The 25,747-nt window shown below is 48.0% G+C and carries 22 protein-coding genes; 13 read left to right on the top strand and 9 right to left on the bottom strand.

All coding sequences use genetic code 11. From position 1 onward, the window contains the following. Positions 1-67: 67 nt before the first annotated feature. The 6 genes from tig (at position 68) to CBE68_RS10345 (ending at position 8,667) form a co-directional block, all read left to right on the top strand. Positions 68-1,372, top strand: coding sequence for a trigger factor (gene tig, locus CBE68_RS10320; protein ID WP_087506000.1), 1,305 nt, complete (start codon positions 68-70; stop codon positions 1,370-1,372). Between the two features lie 112 nt (positions 1,373-1,484). Further along, a complete protein-coding gene (gene clpP, locus CBE68_RS10325) occupies positions 1,485-2,105 on the top strand; it encodes an ATP-dependent Clp endopeptidase proteolytic subunit ClpP (protein WP_087506001.1) in 621 nt (206 codons plus the stop codon). 78 nt (positions 2,106-2,183) lie between these two features. Next, on the top strand, positions 2,184-3,464 hold the full coding sequence (clpX, locus tag CBE68_RS10330; RefSeq protein ID WP_087506002.1) for an ATP-dependent protease ATP-binding subunit ClpX: 1,281 nt from the start codon (positions 2,184-2,186) through the stop codon (positions 3,462-3,464). A gap of 131 nt (positions 3,465-3,595) precedes the next feature. Then, on the top strand, positions 3,596-5,935 hold the full coding sequence (lon, locus tag CBE68_RS10335; RefSeq protein ID WP_087506003.1) for an endopeptidase La: 2,340 nt from the start codon (positions 3,596-3,598) through the stop codon (positions 5,933-5,935). 323 nt (positions 5,936-6,258) lie between these two features. Further along, positions 6,259-6,531: a nucleoid-associated protein HU-beta gene (gene hupB, locus CBE68_RS10340; protein WP_087506004.1), complete on the top strand. Its 273-nt coding sequence runs from the start codon at positions 6,259-6,261 to the stop codon at positions 6,529-6,531. A 240-nt stretch (positions 6,532-6,771) separates the two neighbouring features. Next, complete coding sequence (locus tag CBE68_RS10345) at positions 6,772-8,667, top strand: SurA N-terminal domain-containing protein (protein ID WP_158100572.1); 1,896 nt, start codon at positions 6,772-6,774, stop codon at positions 8,665-8,667. Positions 8,668-8,738: 71 nt separating this feature from the next. Here CBE68_RS10345 and CBE68_RS10350 read toward each other — a convergent pair whose 3' ends face one another. The 7 genes from CBE68_RS10350 to pspF all read right to left on the bottom strand — a co-directional run bounded on the left by CBE68_RS10350 (position 8,739) and on the right by pspF (position 17,155). Then, positions 8,739-10,649, bottom strand: coding sequence for a glycerophosphodiester phosphodiesterase family protein (locus tag CBE68_RS10350; RefSeq protein ID WP_087506006.1), 1,911 nt, complete (start codon positions 10,647-10,649; stop codon positions 8,739-8,741). A gap of 152 nt (positions 10,650-10,801) precedes the next feature. Further along, entirely contained in the window at positions 10,802-11,593 is a 792-nt protein-coding gene (locus tag CBE68_RS10355; protein WP_087506007.1) for an ATP-binding cassette domain-containing protein, read from the bottom strand. Then, positions 11,559-12,575 carry an oligopeptide/dipeptide ABC transporter ATP-binding protein gene (locus CBE68_RS10360; protein WP_087506008.1) on the bottom strand — a complete coding sequence of 339 codons (1,017 nt, stop codon included), beginning with the start codon at positions 12,573-12,575 and terminating at the stop codon, positions 11,559-11,561. The genes CBE68_RS10355 and CBE68_RS10360 overlap by 35 nt, the downstream gene beginning before the upstream one ends. Continuing rightward, positions 12,572-13,465 carry an ABC transporter permease subunit gene (locus CBE68_RS10365; RefSeq protein WP_087506009.1) on the bottom strand — a complete coding sequence of 298 codons (894 nt, stop codon included), beginning with the start codon at positions 13,463-13,465 and terminating at the stop codon, positions 12,572-12,574. The genes CBE68_RS10360 and CBE68_RS10365 overlap by 4 nt, the downstream gene beginning before the upstream one ends. Beyond that, on the bottom strand, positions 13,458-14,483 hold the full coding sequence (locus CBE68_RS10370) for an ABC transporter permease (RefSeq protein WP_087506010.1): 1,026 nt from the start codon (positions 14,481-14,483) through the stop codon (positions 13,458-13,460). The genes CBE68_RS10365 and CBE68_RS10370 overlap by 8 nt, the downstream gene beginning before the upstream one ends. Positions 14,484-14,487: 4 nt before the next feature. Next, entirely contained in the window at positions 14,488-16,116 is a 1,629-nt protein-coding gene (locus CBE68_RS10375) for an ABC transporter substrate-binding protein (protein WP_229744693.1), read from the bottom strand. Then, a complete protein-coding gene (gene pspF / locus CBE68_RS10380) occupies positions 16,109-17,155 on the bottom strand; it encodes a phage shock protein operon transcriptional activator (protein ID WP_087506011.1) in 1,047 nt (348 codons plus the stop codon). The genes CBE68_RS10375 and pspF overlap by 8 nt, the downstream gene beginning before the upstream one ends. A gap of 196 nt (positions 17,156-17,351) precedes the next feature. Between pspF and pspA the strand changes: the two genes are divergently transcribed. Genes pspA through CBE68_RS10405 form a run of 5 tightly spaced genes read left to right on the top strand, consistent with a single transcriptional unit; the run spans position 17,352 to position 21,204 of the window. Then, on the top strand, positions 17,352-18,026 hold the full coding sequence (pspA, locus tag CBE68_RS10385) for a phage shock protein PspA (RefSeq protein ID WP_087506012.1): 675 nt from the start codon (positions 17,352-17,354) through the stop codon (positions 18,024-18,026). A gap of 23 nt (positions 18,027-18,049) precedes the next feature. After that, entirely contained in the window at positions 18,050-18,292 is a 243-nt protein-coding gene (gene pspB / locus CBE68_RS10390; protein WP_087506013.1) for an envelope stress response membrane protein PspB, read from the top strand. Then, on the top strand, positions 18,289-18,681 hold the full coding sequence (pspC, locus tag CBE68_RS10395; protein ID WP_087506014.1) for an envelope stress response membrane protein PspC: 393 nt from the start codon (positions 18,289-18,291) through the stop codon (positions 18,679-18,681). The genes pspB and pspC overlap by 4 nt, the downstream gene beginning before the upstream one ends. 7 nt (positions 18,682-18,688) lie before the next feature. After that, entirely contained in the window at positions 18,689-20,095 is a 1,407-nt protein-coding gene (locus tag CBE68_RS10400) for a YcjX family GTP-binding protein (protein WP_087506015.1), read from the top strand. After that, positions 20,092-21,204, top strand: a complete 1,113-nt coding sequence (locus CBE68_RS10405; protein WP_087506016.1) for a YcjF family protein — start codon at positions 20,092-20,094, stop codon at positions 21,202-21,204. The genes CBE68_RS10400 and CBE68_RS10405 overlap by 4 nt, the downstream gene beginning before the upstream one ends. Positions 21,205-21,287: 83 nt before the next feature. Here the strand turns inward: CBE68_RS10405 and CBE68_RS10410 are convergent, their stop codons facing one another. Both CBE68_RS10410 and CBE68_RS10415 read right to left on the bottom strand, forming a co-directional pair. Then, positions 21,288-21,578, bottom strand: a complete 291-nt coding sequence (locus tag CBE68_RS10410; RefSeq protein WP_087506017.1) for a putative quinol monooxygenase — start codon at positions 21,576-21,578, stop codon at positions 21,288-21,290. A 78-nt stretch (positions 21,579-21,656) separates the two neighbouring features. Continuing rightward, positions 21,657-22,643, bottom strand: a complete 987-nt coding sequence (locus CBE68_RS10415; RefSeq protein WP_087506018.1) for a zinc-dependent alcohol dehydrogenase family protein — start codon at positions 22,641-22,643, stop codon at positions 21,657-21,659. Between the two features lie 100 nt (positions 22,644-22,743). Here CBE68_RS10415 and CBE68_RS10420 point away from each other — a divergent pair, with 100 nt between their 5' ends. Then, complete coding sequence (locus CBE68_RS10420; protein WP_087506019.1) at positions 22,744-23,640, top strand: LysR family transcriptional regulator; 897 nt, start codon at positions 22,744-22,746, stop codon at positions 23,638-23,640. 75 nt (positions 23,641-23,715) lie between these two features. After that, complete coding sequence (locus CBE68_RS10425; RefSeq protein ID WP_087506020.1) at positions 23,716-25,617, top strand: M1 family metallopeptidase; 1,902 nt, start codon at positions 23,716-23,718, stop codon at positions 25,615-25,617. Positions 25,618-25,747: the final 130 nt, after the last annotated feature.

Raw genomic sequence — 25,747 nt, forward strand, 5'->3', positions numbered from 1 at the left:
CAAATCGCCATGGGGCAGGGCTCTCGCCATGGCTGCTATTGGCGGCTGAACGACTGAGGTAAATCCAATGCAAGTTTCTGTTGAGACGACTCAAGGTTTAGAGCGTTGTCTGACAATCACCGTACCTGCTGACAAAGTAGATTCTGCGGTTCAAGGCCAACTTCGCCGCATGGCGAGCGACAAGAAGCGTCGCGTTCCTGGCTTCCGCCCGGGTAAAGTGCCAGTAAGTGTAATTAACAAAATGTATGGCGCTAGCGTTCGTCAAGACGTGATCGGCGAAGTTGCGCAGCGCAGCTACGTTGAAGCCATCATTGCTGAGAAAATTAATCCAGCGGGTAGCCCACGTTTGGAAGTAACCAAAGCGGAAGCTGGTGCAGACCTGGAATTCAAAGCAACGATCGAAGTTTACCCAGAAATCGAAGTGACTGGCGTTGACAAGGTCGAAGTAGAAAAACCTGTTGTTGAAATCGCTGACGCTGATTTGGACGATATGGTTGAAACTCTGCGCAAGCAAAACGCAACTTGGGAAGTTGCTGAGCGTGCAGCAGAAGACGGCGACAAAGTGAATATCGACTTCGTCGGTAAAATCGACGGTGAAGAATTTGACGGCGGCAAGTCAGAAGGTTTCGACCTGACTTTGGGCAGTGGCCAAATGATTCCTGGCTTCGAAGATGCGATTGTTGGCGCTGAAGCTGGCGCTGACGTTGTAGCCAACGTGACCTTCCCAGAAAACTACCACGCTGAAAACCTCAAAGGTAAAGAAGCTGAGTTCGCGATTAAAGTGAACAAAGTTGAAGCTCAGGTTCTGCCAGAAGTGACGGAAGAATTTGTTCAGAAGTTTGGTGTTGAGTCTGGTGACATTGCTGAGTTGCGCGAAGAAGTGAAGAAAAACATGACTCGCGAGCTTGAGCAAACTCTGAAAAACACTGTTAAACAACAGGTTTTAGACGGTCTGGTTGAACAGAATGATGTTGAAGTTCCTCAGGCTCTAGTGGCTCAAGAAATTGACGCTTTGCGTCAACAAGCACTTCAACGCTTCGGTGGCAACACTGAAAATGCGCCAGAATTGCCTGCTGAGTTGTTCGACGAGCAAGCTCGCAAACGTGTCAAAGTAGGTTTGGTGTTGGGTGAATTCATCAAAGCCAAAGAACTGAAAGTTGAAGACGAGCGAGTGGAAGAGCAAATCGCTTCTATGGCATCTGCATACGAAGATGCAGAGCAAGTCATTGCTTACTACAAGTCTAACGATGAGTTGATGGAGCAAATGCGTAATCTGGCTTTGGAAGACCAAGCAATCGACGCTTTGCTGGCTGAAGCTAAGGTCACAGAAGTCGAGAAATCTTTCAAAGACGTGATGCAACCTGCGCAGTAAGTTCAAGCAATAATTGACGAAACCGCAGGGCTGACGCCTATAATGGCTCGTGTGATGATCACACGGGCCATTTTTTTCGGCTATTCATTTTTAAGACAAGGAGGCAGTACCAATGTCTGATTTGATCGATTCTCCGCTTAACGCGCTAATTCCCATGGTTGTTGAGCAAACCAGTAAAGGTGAACGCTCGTACGATATCTACAGCCGCCTGCTCAAAGAGCGCGTGATTTTTATGGTTGGGCCGGTTGAAGACCACATGGCCAACTTGATTGTTGCTCAGATGCTGTTTTTGGAGTCAGAAAATCCGGATAAAGACATTTATCTGTACATTAATTCTCCCGGTGGTTCGGTTACTGCGGGTATGGCAATCTATGACACCATGCAGTTTATTAAGCCGAATGTCAGTACTGTGTGTATTGGTCAAGCAGCTAGCATGGGCGCATTTTTGCTTGCCGGTGGCGCCAAAGGTAAACGTTACTGCTTGCCAAATTCGCGGGTGATGATTCACCAGCCATTGGGAGGTTTCCAGGGCCAGGCATCGGATTTTGAAATTCATGCCAAGGAAATCCTGTCTATTAAAGAGAAGTTGAATCGCTTGTTGGCGGAGCACACTGGACAGGATTATGATGTGGTAGCAAACGATACTGACCGAGATAACTTCATGAGCGCAGCGCAGGCCAAAGAATATGGCTTGATTGACGATGTCTTGAACAAGCGCGCAGAAAAGGACTAAGTCCTGCAAAGTCGTTCGGAATGAAGTACACTCAGGTCGACAGTGACAAATACGATAGTAAGAGATTGAGGATATCAGATGTCTGATTCTCGCAGAGGCGGAACAGAAGGCGATAACAAGCTACTGTTTTGCTCATTTTGCGGTAAAAGTCAGCACGAAGTTCGCAAGTTGATTGCCGGTCCTTCGGTGTTCATTTGTGATGAGTGTGTTGAACTTTGCAACGATATCATTCGCGAAGAGATCAAAGAGATTGCTCCGCGCAAAGATTCTAATGCGTTGCCGGCACCACGAGAGATTCGTGAGCATTTGGACGATTATGTAATCGGCCAGGAGCATGCCAAAAAAGTTCTATCGGTGGCGGTTTATAACCACTATAAACGCCTCCGCAATGGTGACAGTGTTGATGGTGTTGAGCTTGGTAAAAGTAATATTTTGCTTATTGGCCCAACCGGCAGCGGTAAAACGCTGCTGGCAGAGACCCTCGCTCGCTTTCTTGACGTACCATTTACCATGGCCGATGCCACCACGCTGACAGAAGCGGGGTACGTTGGTGAGGATGTTGAGAACATCATTCAAAAGCTACTGCAAAAATGTGATTACGACGTCGAGAAAGCTCAGCGTGGTATTGTCTATATTGATGAGATTGACAAGATTTCTCGCAAGTCAGACAACCCGTCGATCACTCGTGATGTATCCGGTGAGGGTGTCCAGCAAGCACTGCTTAAATTGATCGAAGGCACGATTGCTTCGGTACCTCCGCAGGGCGGTCGCAAACACCCTCAGCAAGAGTTTTTGCAAGTCGATACGTCTAAAATTCTGTTCATTTGTGGTGGTGCTTTCGCTGGCCTAGACAAGGTGATTGAGCAACGCACCGACAAAAACTCGGGTATTGGTTTTGGCGCTGAAGTGAAAAGTAAAGTAGAAACCACTTCATTGACCGCCAATTTCGAACAAGTGGAGCCGGAAGATTTGGTCAAATACGGCCTGATCCCAGAATTCATTGGTCGTTTACCTGTAGTAGCAACGCTAACCGAATTGGACGGCGACGCGTTGGTGCAAATCCTCAACGAACCGAAGAACGCTTTAACCAAGCAGTATGGTGCGCTTTTCTCTCTCGAGGATGTCGAGCTGGAATTCCGTGAAGATGCTTTGTTCGCTATTGCAAACAAGGCCATGGAGCGTAAAACTGGCGCTCGAGGTCTACGTTCGATTGTTGAGCATATTTTGCTACATACTATGTACGAACTGCCGTCTATCGAGAATGTTGCCAAGGTGGTTGTCGACGAGTCGGTTGTAAATGGCGAGTCAGATCCGATTTTGATTTATCAAAACAGTGATAAACAAGCGGTCTCTGAATAGCGGCTGTTCGGCTAAAAAGTAAACAAAAAAGGAGCTTAGGCTCCTTTTTTTTGTTTTTACGGTAGAAAGCCATTTAAAAACTATCACCGATCCCCATATGCTGTCTTATACCTTTTCTGTGGAGACTGCCCATGGTGCAATCGCACTCTGATTTAATTGAACTCCCCGTATTACCGTTGCGCGATGTTGTCGTTTATCCCCATATGGTGATCCCGCTATTTGTTGGTCGGGAAAAATCTATTCAGTGTTTAGAAGCGGCAATGGAGCAGGACAAGCAAATCTTCCTAGTGGCTCAAAAGGATGCTTCTACCGAAGAGCCTTCAAAAGACGATGTCTATCAAGTTGGTACCATCGCTTCTATTCTGCAATTGTTGAAACTACCTGATGGCACAGTCAAAGTGCTTGTTGAAGGCAGCAGACGGGCAAAGCTTGATAGTTTCTTGCAGGAAGAACCATTCTTTAGTGCGACGGTAGCGGAAGTTGCCGAACTTGAACCGCCAGAGCGAGAGCTGGAAGTGTTGATCCGCTCGACCATCAGCCAGTTTGAAGGCTACGTTAAGCTCAACAAGAAAATACCACCAGAGGTACTGACCTCTCTTCAAGGCATTGAAGAAGCGTCACGGATGGCTGATACCATGGCAGCCCATATGCCGCTCAAGCTTGAAGATAAGCAAAAAGTGCTGGAGCTGACCGATGCCAAAGATCGTCTTGAGTACTTGATGGCGATGATGGAGTCAGAAATTGATTTGCTTCAAGTAGAGAAGCGCATTCGCTCTCGAGTTAAGAAGCAGATGGAGAAAAGCCAGCGCGAGTATTATTTGAATGAGCAAATGAAAGCGATTCAAAAAGAGCTGGGTGAACTCGATGATGCGCCTGATGAATTTGAATCATTGGCCAACAAGATCAAAGAAGCGGGGATGCCAGAAGAAGCCCGCACCAAAGCAGAAGCTGAGCTCAACAAGCTGAAAATGATGTCGCCAATGTCAGCCGAAGCAACTGTAGTGCGCAGTTATGTTGACTGGATGATCAGTGTGCCGTGGAAAAAGCGCAGCAAGGTGAAGAAGAACCTAGCGCTGGCCGAAGAAATCCTCAACAAAGACCACTACGGTCTGGAGAAGGTCAAAGAACGTATTCTTGAATACTTGGCGGTGCAAAACCGTATATCCAAGTTGAAAGGCCCAATTCTATGTTTAGTTGGCCCTCCAGGCGTTGGTAAAACCTCGCTGGGGCAGTCGATAGCGAAAGCGACCGGCCGCAAATATGTTCGTATGGCACTCGGTGGCGTCCGTGATGAAGCTGAGATCCGCGGTCATCGTCGTACATACATCGGTTCGATGCCGGGCAAACTGATCCAGAAAATGTGCAAGGTTGGGGTAAAGAACCCACTATTTTTGCTCGATGAAATCGACAAAATGGGTGCTGATATGCGTGGTGACCCGTCGTCGGCATTGCTGGAAGTGCTTGATCCTGAACAAAACAGTTCGTTCAACGACCATTATATGGAAGTTGATTATGATCTGTCGGATGTCATGTTCGTCGCCACTTCTAATTCGATGAATATTCCTGCGCCATTGCTAGATCGGATGGAAGTGATTCGGTTGTCGGGTTACACCGAAGACGAAAAGCTCAATATTGCTAAACAACACTTGTTGCCTAAGCAAATAAAGCGCAACGGCCTGAAGTCCGGTGAAATCGATATTCAAGATTCCGCCATCACTGGCGTGATTCGTTATTACACTCGCGAAGCAGGTGTTCGTAACTTAGAACGTGAGTTATCTCGTATCTGTCGTAAAGCGGTGAAGCGTATTTTGCTTGAGAAAGATCTCAAGCAGGTCGTCGTGAATGGCGAAAACCTGAAAGAATTTCTCGGTGTTCAGCGTTTTGATTTTGGCAAAGCAGACGATCAAAACAGCATTGGTCAAGTCACTGGCTTAGCTTGGACAGAGGTGGGTGGTGACTTGCTTACCATTGAAACAACCAGCGTGCCAGGCAAAGGCAAGCTTACATACACCGGCTCGTTGGGCGAGGTGATGCAAGAATCCATTCAGGCGGCTATGACTGTGGTTCGTTCTCGTGCCGAGCAACTAGGTATTGCCAGTGATTTTCATGAGAAAAGCGACATGCACGTCCACGTGCCTGAAGGTGCCACACCAAAAGATGGTCCCAGTGCCGGTATTGCCATGTGTACTGCACTGGTCTCGACGCTAACAGGGAATCCGGTGCGAGCTGATGTCGCCATGACCGGAGAAATCACCCTCCGTGGCGAAGTACTGCCCATCGGTGGCTTAAAAGAAAAATTGCTAGCTGCCCACCGAGGGGGTATTAAACGAGTATTAATACCGCATGAAAACGCCCGCGATTTGGAAGAAATTCCAGATAACGTGAAGCAAGACTTGGAAATTCATACGGTTCGCTGGATTGATGATGTGCTGAAATTGGCCTTGCAAGATGAACCCGTCAAGTGTCAGTAAATTGTCGAAAAACTAAGCCGTAGGCCTTTACTGGCGCAGGTTGGCCGGATTTTGTCCGGCTGATTTGTGCAAATTTGAACTTGCTCTCAAATTTATTCGCAAAAAGTTCTTTTTGAGAGCTTCCAACTCAAATTTGTTGTGATAGCCTAGATTGAATCTTGTTGACCGTAGTCGAACCCAGTGTTGGCGCGGCTTAGCAAGAAATTTATTTGTAATTTTTGAGCTTGAATCTAAATACCAAGCTTGATATAAAACCTGCGCAGGTCATCACTTAGGGACGCAACTGCCAAGGTGACCGATATAAAATCAAAGGGGATGTAAACGTGAATAAATCTCAACTTATCGACAAAATTGCAGAGAATGCGGATATTTCTAAAGCCTCTGCTGGTCGTGCATTGGATGCTCTGGTAGAAGCGGTAACAGATACGCTGAAAGCAGGTGATCAAGTGGCTCTTGTTGGCTTCGGTACTTTCACTGTTCGTGAACGTGCTGCTCGCTCTGGCCGCAACCCACAAACTGGTGAAACAATTGAAATCGCAGCAGCTAAAGTTCCTGCATTCAAGCCAGGTAAAGCACTGAAAGACGCAGTTAACTAAAATCCTGCTGAATTCATTGAATTAAAAAGGTCGATTTTTATCGGCCTTTTTTAATGTTAACGATCGCGGCTTAGGCATCATTGGTCTGATCGCTTGGCTGTGTTAACATGCGCCGCATTGTTGATGTTGGTGTATTGCTTGGCATTAAGCGGTGCCCATCATCTGTTTGGTAAACGCAATTCATTCAATCTGACTAATTTACTCAATTCGGATTCAAATTACTCAGGCAAGAGAAAAAGCATGCTCGAAAAAATTCGTGAAGGCTCACAGGGCACTATCGTTAAGGTAGTTCTCGGTGCGGTTATTTTATCCTTCGCACTGGCCGGTGTTGGTAGCTATCTAGGTAATCCAGCCGAGCTTGTTGCAGCTAAAGTCAACGACCAAAAGATTTATACCCAGGCGCTGGAAAATGCTGTTCGCGATGAGCGAACTCGTCTTCAGCAGCAGCTGGGTGAGCAGTTTGAAATGATGGCGTCCAACCCAGCTTTCGAACAGCAAATTCGCGCTTCTGTGCTTGAACGACTCGTTACGGAAGCCTTGTTAGATCAAGCCGTCGCTGAACACGGTTTAGCCGTTGGTGACGAGCAAGTTCGGCAAGCGATTGTCAACATGGCAGCGTTTCAACGCGATGGTGTATTCGATAACGATTTATATCTGTCGCTGATTAGCCGTCAAGGTTTCTCTGCTGCTAGCTTCCGTGAGACGGTCCGCGCCGACATGTCGCGCCGCCAGTTTGTTACTGGTGTGCTGGATAGTGATTTTGTTCTGCCAAACGAGATTGAACGTGTTGAATCATTGTTGAATCAAACTCGTTCTGTTCGCTACTGGAAGATTGACACGGCGAAAATCGCAGCAAGTTATATTCCGACTGAAGAACAAGTTCAGGCCTATTTCGATAGCCATCAGTATCTCTATCAGCAGGCTGAAATGGTATCGGCTGAGTTCATTCGAATTGATGCTCAACAGCTAGCGCAAGACATCACGATCTCTGATGAGCAAGTTGCAGAGTATTATCAGTCAAACGTCGATTTATATAAAACGACCGAAGAGCGCAGAGCATCGCACATCCTGTTGGACAATTCCGATGAAGGTCGCGACGCAGCTCGTAAGATCGAAGCTGAATTAGCCGCAGGTGGTGATTTCGCTGAGTTGGCAAAAACCTATTCAACCGATACGTTTTCAGCTGAAAAAGGTGGTGATTTAGATTGGTTTGCTCGCGGCATCATGGGCGATGTATTTGACGAAGCGGTATTTGCATTGGCCCAAGAGGGTGATGTAAGTAACTTAGTTGAAACACCATTTGGATTGCACATTATTCAATTGACTGGTGTGCGCCCAGAAGCAACTCAACCGCTTGATGAAGTAGCCAGCACAATTCAACAAGAACTAAAACAGAACCAAGCGCTTGAGCAGTATTATCAATTGCAAGAAGAAGTAACCAACTTGGCATTTGAGTTACCAGATAGCCTTGATGAGATTGCTTCCGAAACGGGTCTAAAAGTCGAGCAAACTGATAGTTTTGAGCGCACCGCACCGCCTACTTTATTGGCTGACCCTAAGGTCATTAATGCATTGTTCTCAGAGCAGGTGATGCGTGACCGTTTGAACTCAGATCCAATAGAACTGGGTGAAGGATTGTTGATGGTAGTGCGAGTGAAGGACTATCAACCAGCACGCACTAAGACACTGGATGAAGTGAAGTCAGAGGTTGCACAAGCTGTTGCACTTGAGAGTGCCGCAGACTCCGCCAATGGCATTGCTGATGACTACTTGGCAAAACTGAAAGCTGGTGAAACACCATTGATCGCAGCTGATGAGCCAATCGTGTTGCTATCTGAGTCCGATTTTCGACGCGATGCTATGAGCCTTGATCGTGCTGTTCGCGACCGCGCGTTTGCCATGGCTAAACCTGAGCAAGGTAGTCAGTTTGATAAAGTCACAGCAAGCAACTACGTTGCCGTGATTGCGCTTGATAAGGTATCGATTGCGGAAGGGCAAGAAAGTGATGAACGTTTGGCACAAGTGCTAGAGCAAACCCAATCACAAGTGGCTTACCTTGCACTGGTCAATGCGTTAAAAGAGCAAGCCGAAATTGTTTATGTGCAACAGACAGAAAGCGATAGTGACTTGTTTTAACTAATCGCAAAAGCTAGACAGTCAAAAGCACACCTTAGGGTGTGCTTTTTTATAAGTGGCGACGACGCTACTTATCGAACTCGCTGGGAGTTTTCGCTGTTTGCTGGCTCAAACTGAAGTTGCAGCAGCCCAAGTTCACCCGCAATCCAAATCACTAATCGGCCAACGAGGCTTAGTTCTTCACGCATTTGCATCACCTCGCGTGCCAAGCCTGGTTCGTCAGTAATTAATCCGTCAACGCCTCGACTGAGCATCACCGACATCATCACCGGGCTGTTGACAGTCCAAACGTACACCTTCAGACCGCGGCTATGAGCATCGCGAATCAACGAAGGCGTTGCCGCGTTGGTATTTAGTGCGAGGAAATTGACATTCAACCGGGTCAGATCCCCCAAACTGGCAGTGCTTAATAGCCCGCGCTGCCAACTTGGCTCCAATGCTGCCATTTGATGAACTGCTCTGCGATTCAGTGACATGATCTTGATCTGCTCAGACATTCCGATTTCTCGTACCACGTCGGCAACCTTGGAAGCCAATAGCAACTGTTTGTGTTGGCCCTGCCCTCCATAGTACTTGAGTTCGATGATGACTCCGGCTTTACCTTCGACCCGTTGCAGTACCTGACGCAGTGTCGGGGTGCGCTCAGACGCAAACTTAGGGGAGAACCAGCTGCCGACGTCTAAATCGGCCAGCTCTGCGTGAGTGGCGTGCCAAGTCTGGAGTGGATTACCTGCCACTTTCATAAAATCGCTGTCATGGGTAACGATCACTTTGTCATCGCCGCTGAGCTGAACATCCAGTTCAATCCAATCGCTGTGCTGACGGATCGCCTCTTCAAAGGCAGCCATGGTATTTTCTGGCGCGGCATTGGAAGCACCTCGATGTGCGATCACTTCGGCATGGTCTTTAGCGGAGACATTCTCTAGGACTTGGTACACCAATAAACCGGCTACTAAGGCGACGCTGGCGCAAATCGCCCAAGGCCGCCAGCCTGTCAGTAATACGCGGTAACCTTGCCAGCTGATTGGCCGCAACCGTTCAAGTGCCGGCAGTGTTCCTTTCACCACCATTCGACGATACAGGCGCGCCATTAGCAAAACGAACAGTGACAGGGAACCAAACCCCAAAACTAGGTTGAGTATCAGGGTCACCAATAGGAGTATCACCACAAGTAGGATTGCCATCATCCAACCATCGCCAGCGATTAATGGTGCCAGCTGGTCACCGATAACACTAAGCAACATCGCGGCAAACCACTGCACTAGCCATAGCAGCAACATCCATGACAACAAGCTCACACAAATAAGTAGGGCGTAGCCCTTGGTGTATTGTTTACTGTCGCGCAATGCACGCCTGCCTGATACACCTGAAAATAGAGTGAGTGGCAGTGCCATCGACCAGCCGGACAGTAATCGAACCGCCAACAGCAAATAGGCCACGCCAAGCCCTCCTGCCCACCAAAGTGCTGTGTTCCATTCTGGCGGTTGATGAGCTAGGTAGTAATTGATGTCATGGCTCGATAGCAGCCACCAATAGATCCCCGACAGTAACCCGATTAACGGTGTGGCCAGTGCCAACAGGCGGAGCAGCACGTGGCCTCCTAGTACCAGCAAATCGCGTCCGTGTTGAACCACGTAGCGAATGGCCACTAGGCAAGAGATACGTTCGCCACGCAAGGCACCGTAGGCGATGACACTCATTGCGCCGACTTCGGCAAACCACACTCCGAGCGATACCGAACCAATAACAAATAGCCCTGATAAACCAACGGGATGAAACAAAAACAGCAGGATATCTTCATCGCTCAGCACACTTTCATCAGCAGCAAGCAAAAACAGTTTGAGCAGCAGCACGATGATGGGAGCGATAAGCAGGCTGCTCAGCCACCACGCAAGTATGTGTGTCAGCAGAAAACTGCGCCAAAGACGGATAAAGTCCCGCAGACAGGCGTACAGTTCAGAGATGGGTAGCAGTAACGGCATGAATTATCAGTAAACGCATTGTAGCAAGCATATTAAGCATACCTTGGTTTATCGTTTGGCCACACAACCTGATTCTCTGGCGCCTAGCTACTGTACTATGCTGTTGAACCCTGAGTCTTAGTCGTGCCAGATCGAGTAGGGATCCCCTGAGCTTATGAGTTTGGCCCCTGCACTAATTCGTTGTAGGCGTAGATGAGTCGCTGAGTATATTCGCTGGCAGGCGATTCAAAGATTTCATCAGTTGGGCTGAATTCAATCACTTCCCCTTGCTGCATCACCATGACATCGTCAGCTAAATGGCGGATCATCGATAGCTGATGACCAATCATAATGTAAGCCATTCCTCGGGATTGTTGCAGCATGGTCAACAAGTTGATCAACTGCGCTCGCATGGTGATGTCCATGGCTGACAAAGTCTGATCAAACACTAGTACTTCCGGATCGACAATCATTGCCCGAGCCAGGGTGACCCGCAAACGCTGACTGGCCGATAGCATGTTGGGGTAGTAGTCTGCGTGCTCCTCAAGTAAACCAACGTCTCTCATGGTGGCATACAGCTTTTGTTGCCTTAGTGAGCGGGTTAAAGAGCGATGCTGAACCAGAGGGGCTAGTATTTGCATGCCTACTCGTAACCGCGGATTCAACGACAATGATGGCCGCTGAGGAATCATTCTAATATCCATGCAGCGTTGGCGCTGATTGGTGTCATTGAGGTTTTGGCCATGCAGCAAAATATCGCCAGCGCTCGGTGCCATCTCGCCGGCAAGAATGCGAGCAAGAGTTGATTTTCCTGAGCCGGCTTCACCAACCACGGCTAACGTATGGGCTCGCTTCAAGTCAAACGATACTGATTTGATCGCTTGTACTTTCTCGTTGCGAAACCAGCCCTTTGAATTCTGATAGGTTTTACTAATGTGTTTGACCTGAAGCAGCGGCGTTTGCATGCTTTTCCTCCAGGTTGAATGGGGCGTGGCAACGGTAGCTCCGATTCCTTAAATAACGGGAACGCGGCATTTCGATGCAATCCTTGTGGGCTCTTGGACATCTTGGGCCTAGACGGCAGCCTGTTGGTAGGTGCTGGAGGGTCGGCATGGTACCGGGCATCACGTTGAGCATTTGTCGTTCAGGATCTCGCTTGATTAATGTTGCCAATGCATGAGTGTACGGGTGCAAAGGCTGTTCCACGACTTGCTGGGTGGGCCCTGCCTCAACGGATTGGCCGCAGTACATAATAGTGACTCGATCCGTCCAATTGGCAGCAGTTTCTAACTCATTGCAAATGTGAACAACGGAAAGCTTGCGGAGCTGGTTCATCTTTGCCATCAGTTTGTAAATTTGGATTTTCGTTGTTGCTTCCATGGTGGAAGTTGGTTCATCGGCAATCAACAGACGAGGCTCGTTAGCAATGGCCATGGCAATCATGATCTTTTGGCATAGCCCTTCTGATAACTCATGCGGGTATGAGGCCATTATTCGCTTATGGTCGCGGATCCCAACTTTGTGTAGCAGTGCGCTAACTTTTTCCAGTCGATCGCTATTGCGCCGCCAGAAGGCCAAGTTCAGTCTTGGTGTTTGTGGCAAGGCTTCAAGGATTTGCTCGCCAATTTTGGCAATGGGATCGAGGTAGCTGGATGGTTGCTGAAAGATCATTGCCGCTTCTCGTCCCATGAACCGGCGATGTTCATCGACATCCATTTGCTGAAGGTCTTCGCCAGCAAAGAAGAAGCGATCGGCTCGTACTCGCCATTTATTCGATAACAAGCCCATAATGGCCCGACCTACTAACGACTTCCCTGATCCTGATTCGCCAACAATACCGCGAAACTCGCCGTCCTGAACGACCAAACTAAATCGTTCGACAGCGGTGATGATCCCCTGAGGAGTTTCTAATTCGATGGTGAGGTTACGTATGTCGAGCAGATTCATGATGACTCCAATTTCTTGAAGCTACTTTGCAGGCCCGCGCCGACCAAGTTAATGCTCAACACGGTAATAAATATGGCGATACCGGGTAGGGTAATAACCCAAGGCGCTGTTGTGAGCAGGGCAATGCCACTGGCCATCATACTGCCCCATTCGGGAGCTGGAGCTTGAGCGCCAAGGCTAAGGAATCCCAGTGCCGCGAGATCCATAATGGCGCTAGAAATGGCCGCCGTAAAGCGAATGATCAACGGCTCTGCGATATTTGGTAATACCACTCGATAGAACAGTCTGAATTTACTGTAGCCATCTAGGCGTGCCATACGAACATATTCAGTAGCCAATACTTCAAGTACAGCCTGGTGGCTCACTCGAATAAATTGCGGAATCAGGCCAATGGTGACGGCCAATAGCACGGTACTCCAACCTCTGCCAAGAATTGCAATGACCAGAATCGCCAGCAGCAAAGATGGGATAGCAAGCACAGTGTCGAGCAAGTGGTGCAAGATACTCGAACGCAGGCCTCGCAGCATGGCCGCAAGTGCACCGATGGCGACGCCAATCAGCCCAGAAATTGCCACGGTTAACAGCGCGCCACCTAGGGTATAGCGTGTACCACTGATAACTCTGGACAAAATGTCTCTGCCCAAATCATCGGTGCCAAAAAAGAATTCGACCGTGCCTTGTTCAGCCCAACTCGGAGGCAGCAGTAACAAATCGGTATGCTGATGATGCGGGTGATAGGGAGCCAAAACGGCACTGAAGACCATAACGACAAGCATTGCCATCAAGGTCCAAAATGCCACCATATAGGCGCCTCGAGCACCAAAGGCATTTGTTACCTGCTTGAATATGGAGGGAACAGCGTCGTCTTGGTAAATGCTGTTTCTATCCATGGGGCATACTCCGCTCCTGAGGATTACTCCAAGCCGCAAGCAAATCAGTAATCACCGATACGCAAATGACGAATATCGAAATAGTTAACATACAGGCTTGAATAGCTGGAACATCTTGCGCCACTAAACTGTGAATCAGCCATCTTCCTGCGCCGGGCCAAGAAAAAATGTATTCCACTACCATAGTTGTAGTCAGTAGTGGGTTGGTCAGAGCGCCGACGTGTCTGATAAAGCTACTAAAATAATTGGGTAGAGCGTGACGCCACAGCACCTGGTAGCGGCTCAGGCCTTTAGCTCGAGCCGCTTGAATGTAGTTTTGTTCACTAATATCAATCAGGCTGGCACGGGTGATCTGGGCCAGAGCGGTGGTTGGGATGATGCTGATCGCCAGTGTTGGTAGCATGATATGACGCACAGCACTCCATAACGCCGCTCGCTGATACTCATCATCCGCTAAGGCGATGTCAATGAGCAAAATATGAGTGACTTCAGGGATATCGTATAGCAAGCCAATGCGGCCAGAAATTGGTAGCCAATGCAGCCCTAATGCAAATATCAAAATGAGCATTAGAGCCCACCAAAATACCGGCACTGATTGACCGATCAGGGTCAATGTGGTGACGCCACGATCAAACCACGAACCGTGATAGTAGGCGCTGATAATACCCAGCGGAACCCCCACTAGCATGGCAACCAGCATCGCCGATATTGCCAACTGCAGGGTAGCCATAAAGCTATTGATCATCTGCTCAAAAATAGGGATTTGGTCAATTCTTGAAGTACCCCAATCACCGTTAAAAATATTGCCCATGAAATGGAGGTACTGGGACCAATAGCCTTGGTCGAGAGCGTAGTGTTGAATTAGGGCTGTTTTTTCTGCCAGCGACAATGAAGAATCGGGATCTAGTGCCTCAATTGGCGCGCCCGGCATAAGGTGCAACAAACTGAATGACAGCAAGCTGAGCAAGAAAATGGTGATGATCAGCAGGTTGAATTTACGAATAAAATAGCGCCACATGGTCTTACTCTATCGATGCAGAGGAAAAATCAATGCCGCCAAATGGCGAGACATTGAGTCCGTTGACATGTAGCCCGGTGGCTTGGGTACGCATACCATGGGCGATCGGCACCACCGGCATTTGCTCAGCAAGGTAACTTTGTGCTTGGCTGTATAGCTGTTGACGTTGTTCAAATGACGTTGACTGACGAGCTAGATCGATGAGGCGATCATAGTATTTATCGCACCACATTGCTCTGTTAGTACCAGCCAGTTTGGCTTGGCAACTGAGCAAAGGGCGAAAGAAGTTGTCTGGATCTGCGTTGTCCGCAGTCCACCCGATCAGCACGCTGTCATGAGCACCTTTGCTAAGTCCTGCTCGAAAAGCATTCCAGTCCTTGTTGACAAGATGGGCATGTACCCCGATTTGCTTTAGATTGTCTTGGATGAGCAGTGCCATTTTACGGCTGTTGGGGTTGTATGAGCGCTGGACTGGTAATACCCAAATATCAATATCAAAACCATCCGGGTAGCCCGCTTCAGTTAGTAGCTGTTGCGCTAACTGAGGATCATAGAGTTGGCCAACAGTTGTGTCGTCATGGCCCCAAGAAGCAGGAGGCAACAAGGTTGATGCAACAGACGCGGTCCCGTAGAACACCGCTTCCATAATAATATCGCGGTTAATTGCTAACGATAGTGCCTGCCGAACTTTGGCATTATTGAGTGGTGGTGTATCTGTATTGAAAGCCCAGTAGCCAACGTTAAAGCTAGTTTGATACTGCAACTTAAACTCTTGATTGTCTCGCAGTAGAGCCAACTCATTAGCGAGTGGTGATGCCATTGCATCACATTCACCGGTCAGTAACTTGGCAAGGCGCATGGTGCCGTTAGGCGTGATGTCCAAAACCACCTCATTTAATTTCGGTCGTCCTCGCCAATACTGTGCGTGAGCTCGATACTTAATGTAGTGCTCTTCTTTGTGGCGGTAATAGTGAAATGGGCCTGTGCCAATCGGTAATTTATCAATGAGGTGGCGCTGGCCTTGGGCGGATAGTTGAGCCGCATACTCTGCGGACAAAATCACTGAAAAGTTGGTGGCGATATTACTTAGAAAAGTGCTGTCAGCAGCAAATAGTTCAAATTCGACCGTGTGCTGATCGATTGCTTCTACCGATTTGACCATCCAAGGAAAACCGACACTGACAAAAAATGAATAGTCGCTACGACCGACGTAGTGATATGGGTGGGTTTTATCGATAATGCGGCGAAAACTAAACACCACATCGTCAGCACTAAAGTACCGTGTTGGTGAAAAATACTTAGTGTCGTGAAACTCGACTTCTGGGCGCAAATGAAAGGTGTATCGGGTACCTGTTTCATCAACCTGCCAATGGGTCGCCAGAGCTGGCACGAAGCTGCGGCCATCTGGTGCCATGTCCATTAAGCGATCATAGAGCTGCATACTGGTGGCTTCGACCACATTTGCCGATGTACTCAGTTGTGGGTTGAAGCTTGAAGGATTGCCAAGAGAGCAATAGACCAAACCATCTTTTGGTTTGGGCATGTCCATGGGTTCGCATCCCATAAGCGCTAGGGTACTGAACAGCAGGGTCGCGGCAGGGCGCCGAGTGAGTTGCAACAACAACTTATTCACCTGAGTTTATGCCATCTAACAGATTGTATTTTTTGAGTATACCGCGCAACTGGTGATAGGTCAGCGATAAAGCGTCGGCAGTTTTCTTTTGATTGAACTGGTGGTGTTCTAATGCCTTATGCAAGATCGCCGTTTCATGATCTTGCAAGTGCGATTTCAAATCGAATGGGAAAGTCGGCATTGCCAATTCGCCTTTGTCGTCATCTGACTGTTCGTCAACATCACGCCGATCTTTGGTTCGAATGGTTTGGCCAGGGCGATATTCAGACTCAAATGGATCAAGAATGATTTGGTCGATTTGCATTTCTGGATCGTTATGACGATACACGCTGCGCTCGACCACGTTTTTCAATTCTCGGACATTACCCGGCCAGTGATAGTCCAGCAGTAACTCCCTTGCTTCAAGCGAGAAGCCAGAAAACACCGGGTGTCCCAATTGTCTGGCCATCTTGATGGCAAATGCATCCGCTAACAACATGATGTCGCTGCGTCTAGCACGAAGCGGCGGTAGAGTGATCACATCAAAGGCCAGCCGATCGAGTAAATCCGAGCGAAACTCGTTGCGCTCTGCCAACGACGGCAAATCTTCGTTGGTTGCGGCAACTAGCCGAACATCGACTTTGATTGATTGACTGCCTCCGACGCGTTCAAACTCGCCATACTCAATTACTCGAAGTAATTTTTCTTGGATTAGGCCCGAAGTGTTGGCCAGTTCATCCAAAAACAAGGTGCCCTTATCCGCTGATTCGAAACGGCCGGCGCGACGTTTGTTACCTGATCCGGTAAATGAACCCGCCTCATGACCAAATAGCTCACTCTCGAGCAGACTCTCGTTAAGTGCAGCGCAGTTTAACTTAATGTATTGTTGGTCCCACCGGGATGACAAGAAATGCAAACGTTCAGCAATTAGCTCTTTACCTGTACCGCGCTCACCAATGATGAGCACAGGTTTATTGAGTGGTGCTATCTGCGAAATACGCTCAAGAACTTCAAGAAAAGAGTTCGACTCACCGAGTAGATTATCTTGTTGTGGTAGCATTCCACATCCTTGGTAGTTAAATTAGCTAACTATTAGTTTATTTCACTAAGGTAGCTTTTGGTAGCCCGCAGGAAAAAAATTAAAAACATCATTAAAACAACATGTTAATCTTATTTTTTCAGGTTGGCCCAGATCCTGTATTAGTAGTCGGTAAGTAGCTCGCAACTGAGCTGTTATCTGTTGAGGAGAGAATCAAATGGGTATTTTTTCACGTTTTGCGGACATCGTGAACTCGAACATCAACGCTTTGCTAGAGCGGGCCGAAGATCCAGAGAAGATGTTACGCCTGATTATTCAGGAAATGGAAGACACCTTGGTGGAGGTTCGCTCATCAGCGGCCCGTACCTTGGCTGACAAAAAAGAGTTAGAGCGTCGTATTGAGCGTTTACGCCAGGAAGCCGAAGAGTGGCAAAGCAAAGCTGAGCTAGCGTTGGGTAAAGAGCGCGAAGACCTGGCTAGAGCAGCGCTCGGTGAACGCAAAAAGCTCAGTGATGCGGCAGACAGCATGAAAGATGAAATGCTGGTTGTTGATGAGAATCTGAACAAGCTTAAAGAAGAGCTAGAGCAATTGCAGAATAAGCTAAAGGATGCCAAAGCGCGTCAACAAGCAATGGTTATGCGCTCTAATACTGCGACTTCAAGACTACAGGTGAAACAGCAACTTGACAGCAGTAAGGTATCGGACACGTTAACTCGATTTGACTCTTACGAGCGTCGTATCGATGATTTAGAAGCTCAAGTAGAAGCGCATGACTTAGGTCAGCCGAAAAATCTTGCTGATGAATTCGCCGCCTTGGAAGCTGAAGAAAAGATCACCAGTGAGCTTGAACAGCTGAAAGCGAAAATGAAAGCAAAATCAGAACAGTCGTAATAACGAAATTTTTGGAGTAACAAATGGATTATGAATTTCTTGCCGCAATGATTGTTGGACCACTATGTCTGTTCCTGTTGATTGTTGCTCCGATTTGGCTGGTGATGCATTATCGCTCCAAGCGACAAGTATCGCAGGGTTTAACCGAGGAAGAGTACCGCCAGCTACGGCAACTGGCGGAACAATCTGAACAAATGGCTGCTCGAATTCAGACGCTGGAAGCGATTTTGGATTCAGAGTCTCCAGACTGGAGGAAAAAGGCATGACAGAGCGCAAAAGGACACTTTATCGGGATGACAAAAGAGGCAAGTTTGCCGGGGTTTGTGCCGGCATTGCCAACTACTTTGGACTTGAAGTTTGGTTGGTCCGGGTATTGATGGCCTCGGCTATCATTTTGACTGGAATCTTTGGTTTACCCTTGCTTTGCTACATTGTTGCTTGGTTTGTGTTAGACAAAGAACCGGAACATCAACAGCTTTCTGATGAACCACCAATTGCCGTTAAATCGAATGTATGGCAAAGCGGTGAACTGCCAGGGCAGGCGTTGCATGACATAAAAGGTAGATTCTCGGATTTGGAAGTGCGATTACGTTCGCTGGAACACCACGTCACATCCAGCGCATTTCATCTTAAACGAGAGATAGATCAGCTCTAAGTGCTATATGGAACTAAAGCAAGCTGCAAAACAAGTTGTTCAATCCGCTAACACCCTTATTGAAAGAGCCCGCAGCCAGCAATTAACGCTGGCTGTTACGGGGTTAAGTCGAAGTGGCAAGACTGCTTTCATCACTTCATTAATCAATCAACTACAACAGGGCAATAGCGCCGAGCACATGCCATTGCTCGACGTTGCTCGTCAGCGTCGTTTAATCAGTGCCAAACAAGTCGCTCAACCTCACTTGGATGTTGCGTCATTTCGCTATTTATCAGGTTTACGCAGTTTATCGGGCGTTGCGCCAGAGTGGCCAAAGGCAACCGATACTATTTCAGAGGTGCGTCTTGAGATTTGCTTTCGGCCCAAGCACAAAAGCTGGTTAGGGTCCGGCGATTCTAGCAAGCTGTTGCTAGATATTGTCGATTATCCTGGCGAGTGGCTGTTAGATTTGCCGATGTTACAAATGGACTTTCAGCAATGGAGCGAGCAGCAGTGGCAATTGATGGAGCAAGCCCCTCGCGCCGAGGCAGCTGCGCGTTGGATTACCGAGGCAGAAGGCTTGTTGGGCAGAGAGCCTGATGATGACGCAATTCATCAATGTGCCGATAGTTATGCGGCGCTGTTAAAACATTTCAAAGATCAACTCGGTCTAAGTTTACTGCAGCCGGGCCGCCTGCTAATGCCAGGCGAACTTGTAGGAACTCCGGCATTAGCTTTTTTCCCTATGCCACAGCAACGCTTACTGAATGAACCCGCAAGCGAAGCGCTATGGCAGCTGCTAAGCGCCCGCTATGAATATTATGTCAATCACGTGGTAAAGGGCTTTTTTAAACGTTTTTTCCGTCATTTCGATCGCCAAGTTGTTCTGGTTGATTGCCTTCAGCCACTGAATGAAGGGGCGGCTCATTTTCGTGAGATGCAGCAAGCGTTAACTCAGGTCATGAGCTGTTTTCAGTACGGTAAGCAAGGTTGGTGGCGTCAGCTTTTTGAACCCAAAATTGACCGTTTGTTGGTTGCTGCGACCAAAGCAGATCATGTCACTAATGAGCAGTTTGATGCGCTTGGCAAGTTGTTGGCTGAACTTTGCCAAGGAGCAGAGTCGCAAGCGCTAGACAACGATATTCAAATCCAGCACCAACCGCTGGCATCGATTCGCAGCACGCGCTTTGGTCACGTTAAACAGGGCTCACAAACGATTCCAGCGCTGAAAGGACTAAGGTTGAGTGATGGTAAACCGATCACGCTGTTTCCAGGTCAAGTGCCGGCAGGCTTGCCAAGTGAGGCCTTTTTCGCGCAGCATAGTTTCGACTTTGTTGATTTTGCGCCTCCTGCCCGACAAAGTGATTACGCACCGTTGCCACACATTGGAATGGATAAAGCCATTGAGTTCTTGCTGGGAGATGTATTGAAATGAAGTCGCAAGGGGATAGCCACCAACAACAAGCGCTATTTGAAGAAGAGCCTGAATTTTTGGAACCCCAGCGTGCGTCCCGCTCATCAACTGCGGAACAACAATCATCCGACCGCACCGAAACGTTCGAACCGAAGCAAATCCTTGATGAAGAAGAACTACCTTGGTCAGAGCAAGCTATCGATGTGGAGTCAATGGAAGACAAGCCACCGCAACCGGTAGACGATATCCTTAGGCCTTCATCAAAAAGCCATTGGTGGCTCAAGTCAATTGCGTTGCTTGCAGCAACCATAGTCACCATCGAAGGCGTTGTGTTGGCTAACTCTGTTTGGCAACAACAGAGTTGGTTAAGCGGATTGTACGCTTTGTTATTTGTTTTGTTCTTTGGCGGCTTGTTGGTGATGGCGTTTGCCGAATGGCGTAAGCTGGTGCAATTGAGTCGAACAGAACAGCAGCATAATGAGGCTCAGAAAATCATCGACGGTGAGCAATGCGATGATGTTGTCCGCTTCAGCAAAGCCTTGCTACCAGCCAGCTTGCAGCCAGGGCTCATTGAAGCAACACAGCAATGGCAAAGCCTGATTAATGATAGCCAAACTGATTCGGATATTTTGGCGCTTTATGACAGTACTGTGGTTGCTGTTTGTGACCAGAAAGCGCTGCAAATCGTTTCTAAATCGTCGTCGCAAGTTGCAGCGGTTGTGGCCTTAAGTCCGCTCGCCGCGCTCGATATGTTCGTCATTGGTTGGCGGAACCTGCGGATGATAAATGACGTCGCCGCCTGCTATGGTGTTGAGCTTGGCTTTATTAGTCGTTTAAAGTTGGTCCGTTTGGTGGTTTACAACCTTATTTATGCTGGTGCTTCGGAACTCACTTTGGATATCGGCTTACAATCCATTGGTGCAGATTTAATGGGCAAAGTTTCAGCTCGTGGGGCGCAAGGACTGGGTGCCGGTTTACTCAGCGCCAGACTTGGTTTAAAGGCGATGCAGCTGTGCCGGCCATTACCAATTACTAACCCCGATAACCGTCCGACTATCGGTACCGTTATGAAACAAGTAAATGCGTCATTGACTAGCAAGCTGAAACTGATGTTGCGCAAAGACAGTTAACGGTATTTGCCAATTAAGCGTTCGGCAAAACAATAAATGCCAGCGATATCATCGCTGGCATTTTCGATCGGTAAAGCCTGCTATTAACCGATATGCGTCATTTCATTCAGGGTAAAGCTCGCAACCTTACCCTCAGTGACCGCCAAATATTCTTTAAGGTGTGGTGAATTCATGTGTTGTTGCCACAATTCCCGAGATTGCCAATTCTCAAAGAACAAGAAATGAGCTGGGTTGTCATTATCTTGGTGCAGGTCGTAGCCAAGACAGCCCTGTTCAGCACGGGTCGGTGCAATCAGCTTGATAAGCTCTGCTTTAATGAATTCTACTTGCTCTGGTTTCGCAATGATGTTGGCGATGAGTGTTAGTTTGCTCATGGTTGCTTCTCTGTTTCAATTCAACTTGCCACACGTCTACCGACGACAATGATAAATTACTAATTTTGTTTCAGATGGTTATACAGACACCACAACTTTACCCATGGCTTTACCACTCGCCAATCGAGCGTGAGCATCACCTACTTGTTCAAGCTTAAAGTGCTCGCTATCAAGAACAGGCTTAACCGCGCCGGCCTCAACCATTTTGGCCAGTTCGGCTAGTATTTCACCGTGAGCTTGGCGTTGATAATCATGCAGCATAGGGATCAACATAAAGACCACATGGAGTGACAAGCCCTTAAAGTGGGCAACGGACAAGTCCAACTCAACCAACGACACGGTGCTGGCAATCTGGCCATTGAGCGCAGCGGCTTCAAATGAGTTAGTCATATTGGCGCCACCGACTGAATCAAACACCACTTCAAACCCTTTACCTTGAGTATGGCTGGCAACATAGTCTGCTACCGACTCGGTCTTGTAGTTAATGCCAATCGCGCCGAGGTTTTCTATCATTGCCAACTGCGCATCACCGCCGCCAGTGGCATAAACATCGGCACCTAAGTGTTTGGCGATTTGTAACGCGATATGACCAACGCCACCAGAACCACCGTGAACCAGTACTTGTTGGCCAGCGCTGGTTCCGGCGCGCATTAGGCCCTCATAAGCGGTAATGCCAACTAGTGGTAACGCAGCAGCTTCGGCCATGCTGATGTTGTTTGGCTTATGGGCAATCAATCTAGCGTCTGCCAGCATGAACTCCGCCAAACTACCTTGTAGATCAGCTAAACCGCCGGCGCAGCCATACACTTCATCACCAACAGCAAAGCCGCTCACACCTTCACCGATGGCATCAATGACGCCGGCAAAATCCATTCCCAACACCGCAGGCAAATCTGGCGATAATGGCAGCTCTTTGCCCATCTGCCGAATCATGGTGTCGACTATGTTGATGCTTGTGGCTGCAACCTTAACCACCACATGGCCGGGTTTGACTGCTGGTTTGTCTATTTCGGCTGACTCAAACACTTCAGGGCCACCGAACTGACGGATAATCATCGCTTTCATGAGAAATAGTCCTTGCTGGTTTTTGTTCAGTAACTTTAGTTGCTATATTCAAATTTGATAATCATCGAATTCTTACTTTACTTTTTAGATTCTATTGATAATGAATATTGACCATTTAAAACTATTCGTGAGAGTCGCTTCGACCAACAACATTAGCGCTGCCGGTGCCGAACTTGGTTTATCGCCGGCTGTTGCGAGCTCCCATATCGGTAAACTCGAAGAAAATCTTGGCGTTCGATTGATACACCGCACAACACGCAGAGTTTCGTTAACTGAAGAAGGTAAGGCTTTTTACCCTCATGCACAGGAAGTATTGGCTGGCGTCGAAGCAGCTAAAGCCGCAGTGGGTGCAGGTAAACTAACGCCGCAAGGAAACTTAAGGATCACTGCTCCGGCGTCATTTGGCCGCATGCACTTGGTGCCGGCATTGGCAGGATTTTTGGAGCGCTATCCGGATTTGACTGTTGAGCTTCGAATGTCAGACACCATTGTCGATTTGATTGAAGGTGGCTTTGATGTTGCGATTCGCAACGCCGAGCTGAAAGATTCGACATTGATTGCGCGAAAACTAGCTTCCGATCGGCGCATATTAACGGCGTCTCCAAGCTACATCGAAACCCATGGTGAGCCCAAGACACCGCAAGATCTCAATCACCACCGGTGTATTAATCTGCTGGGCCTAGAAACTTGGTCCTTCGATTCTGGCCAAGGAGTCATACAAGTAAAAACCAACGGCAGCTTCAAGACCGATAATGGCGAGGCAGTGCGAGATGCTTGTGCTGCAGGGTTAGGAATCACAGTGAATTCTACTTGGTCGGCTTACCGGCATTTGCAACGGGGGGAATTAGTACAAGTGCTAAGTGATTATCCGTTACTTTCGGACACTGCCTTGTGGGCTGTTTATCCCAGCTCTAGGTTGGTTGCGCCTAAGGTCAGAGCTTTTGTCGATTACTTTGCCGAGTGCTTTGGTGAAAAACCATATTGGGACAATGAATAATGTCTCATCAGGGGTTTTATCCTTGATCGTTTTTGTGACAGCATTGGCCGGTGTTTTACTGCAACAACCTTTACCATGACTAAATCTTTGTTCCCGCTTGTGGCGTTATCGCTGCTGATGGCGTGTTCGCCTCAGCCCGGCAATGACGTTTCTGCTGCTCAACAGTCTGCGTTGAAAACCACCGCAAATAGTTCGCAACCGATAGCGGTTGTGGTCAGCACCATCGATCCACATTCTTATAGCAACTTCGATGAAGTGAGAATGAACCACTTAACATTGGATCTAATCGTTGATTTCGACCAATCAGTGCTGTCAGGCACTGCGGAGGTTGAGTTTGAGCGATTGAACTCGACGGCTAACCGATTAATACTCGATACCAGAGACTTGACCATCGACGAGGTGAAAGTCGAAAACCAATCGGTGCCATTTTCACTAAGCGCAATGGATCCAAACCTAGGTCAGGCGCTGGTAATTGAGTTGCCAGCGCAAGCCACATCAGCAGTTATTCAGTATCGTACATCGCCAAAAGCTAGCGGCTTGCAGTGGTTAACACCCCAGCAAACTGCCGGTAAAAAGCAACCGTTTCTGTTTAGCCAAGCGCAAGCGATTCATGCTCGCAGTTTTATCCCTCTGCAAGACTCTCCCAGTGTGCGAGTCACTTACGACGCTCGTATTCAAACCTCGCCAGAGCTACTGGCGGTGATGAGTGCCAGCAATGATCCGCAAACCGAGCGAGATGGCGACTATCATTTCTCGATGCCACAGCCTATTCCGTCTTATTTAATCGCCATTGCTGTTGGTGATCTGCAATTCAAAGCGATGGGTCCTCGCACTGGTGTTTATGCTGAACCAAGTGTTTTGGATTCGGCAGTTGCAGAGTTTGAAGATACTGAAGCCATGCTGGAGCTGACCGAACAGCGTTACGGCGCCTACAGTTGGGATCGCTATGATCTGTTAATCTTGCCACCTTCGTTTCCGTTTGGCGGCATGGAAAACCCACGTTTGTCCTTTATCACGCCAACTATTATTGCCGGCGATAAATCCTTGGTGTCCTTGATCGCCCATGAGCTGGCGCATTCCTGGTCGGGTAACACGGTAACCAATGCCAGCTGGAGTGATTTATGGCTCAATGAGGGCTTCACCACTTATCTCACTTATCGCATTATGGAGTTGCTTTACGGTACTGAACGCTATGATATGGAAGCCATGCTGGGTTATCAGGATTTGCAATATGACATGGCGGCGATGGAAACTGCCGATACTCGACTATCGATTGATTTAACCGGGCGAGATCCAGATGAAGTGTTCAGTGATGTACCCTACGAGAAAGGTGCATTGTTTCTTCGTGAAATCGAGCAAGAAATTGGTCGCGAAGCATTTGATGCATTTTTGCTGCAGTACTTTAATGATTTTGCCTTCCAAAGCTTAGATGCATCGGTATTCGAAGCTTATATCGATGATAAATTAATTAAGCCGTATCAGTTAGACAGAGCGAGAATTGAGCAATGGATCCATCAGCCTGGATTGCCGGAAGGACATGCTGTTCCGACATCACCAGCATTTGACTTGGTCGATGCCGAACGTCAATCGTGGTTAATCGCTGATCGTGCGGCATCAGAATTGAATACCAACGGCTGGGTGGTGCATCAGTGGTTGTACTTCCTCAACAATATGCCTGAGCAATTATCCGAAGCGCAGCTTTTCGATTTAGACCAAGCATTCAATTTGACCCAAAGCAGCAATAATGAAATTGCCCATAGTTGGTTAATGCTGGTGGTTAAAAATGACTATCAGCCTGCTTATCAGCGACTGGAAAACTATCTGATGACCATTGGTCGCAACAAACTAGTTGCGCCGCTCTACAAAGCGTTAAGTGAGACTGAACAAGGCAAAGTTTTTGCCAAGCGCGTATTTGAGCAAGCCAAGGCTGGCTACCATCCGCTAACAGTTAAGATAAACGAAAAATTTGTCCATTAAATCATTTCATCAAAGCCACCTTCGGGCTGTCTCTTATACACAAATCCCCGCTAAGCAATTGGCGGGGATTTTTTTGAACTTTTTCCGTTAACTTCGATCTGATCTCCACACTACTTTTTGGGGAGTATCA

This window comes from Neiella marina, assembly GCF_002165625.1.
In the GTDB taxonomy this organism is placed as follows: Bacteria; Pseudomonadota; Gammaproteobacteria; order Enterobacterales; family Neiellaceae; genus Neiella; species Neiella marina.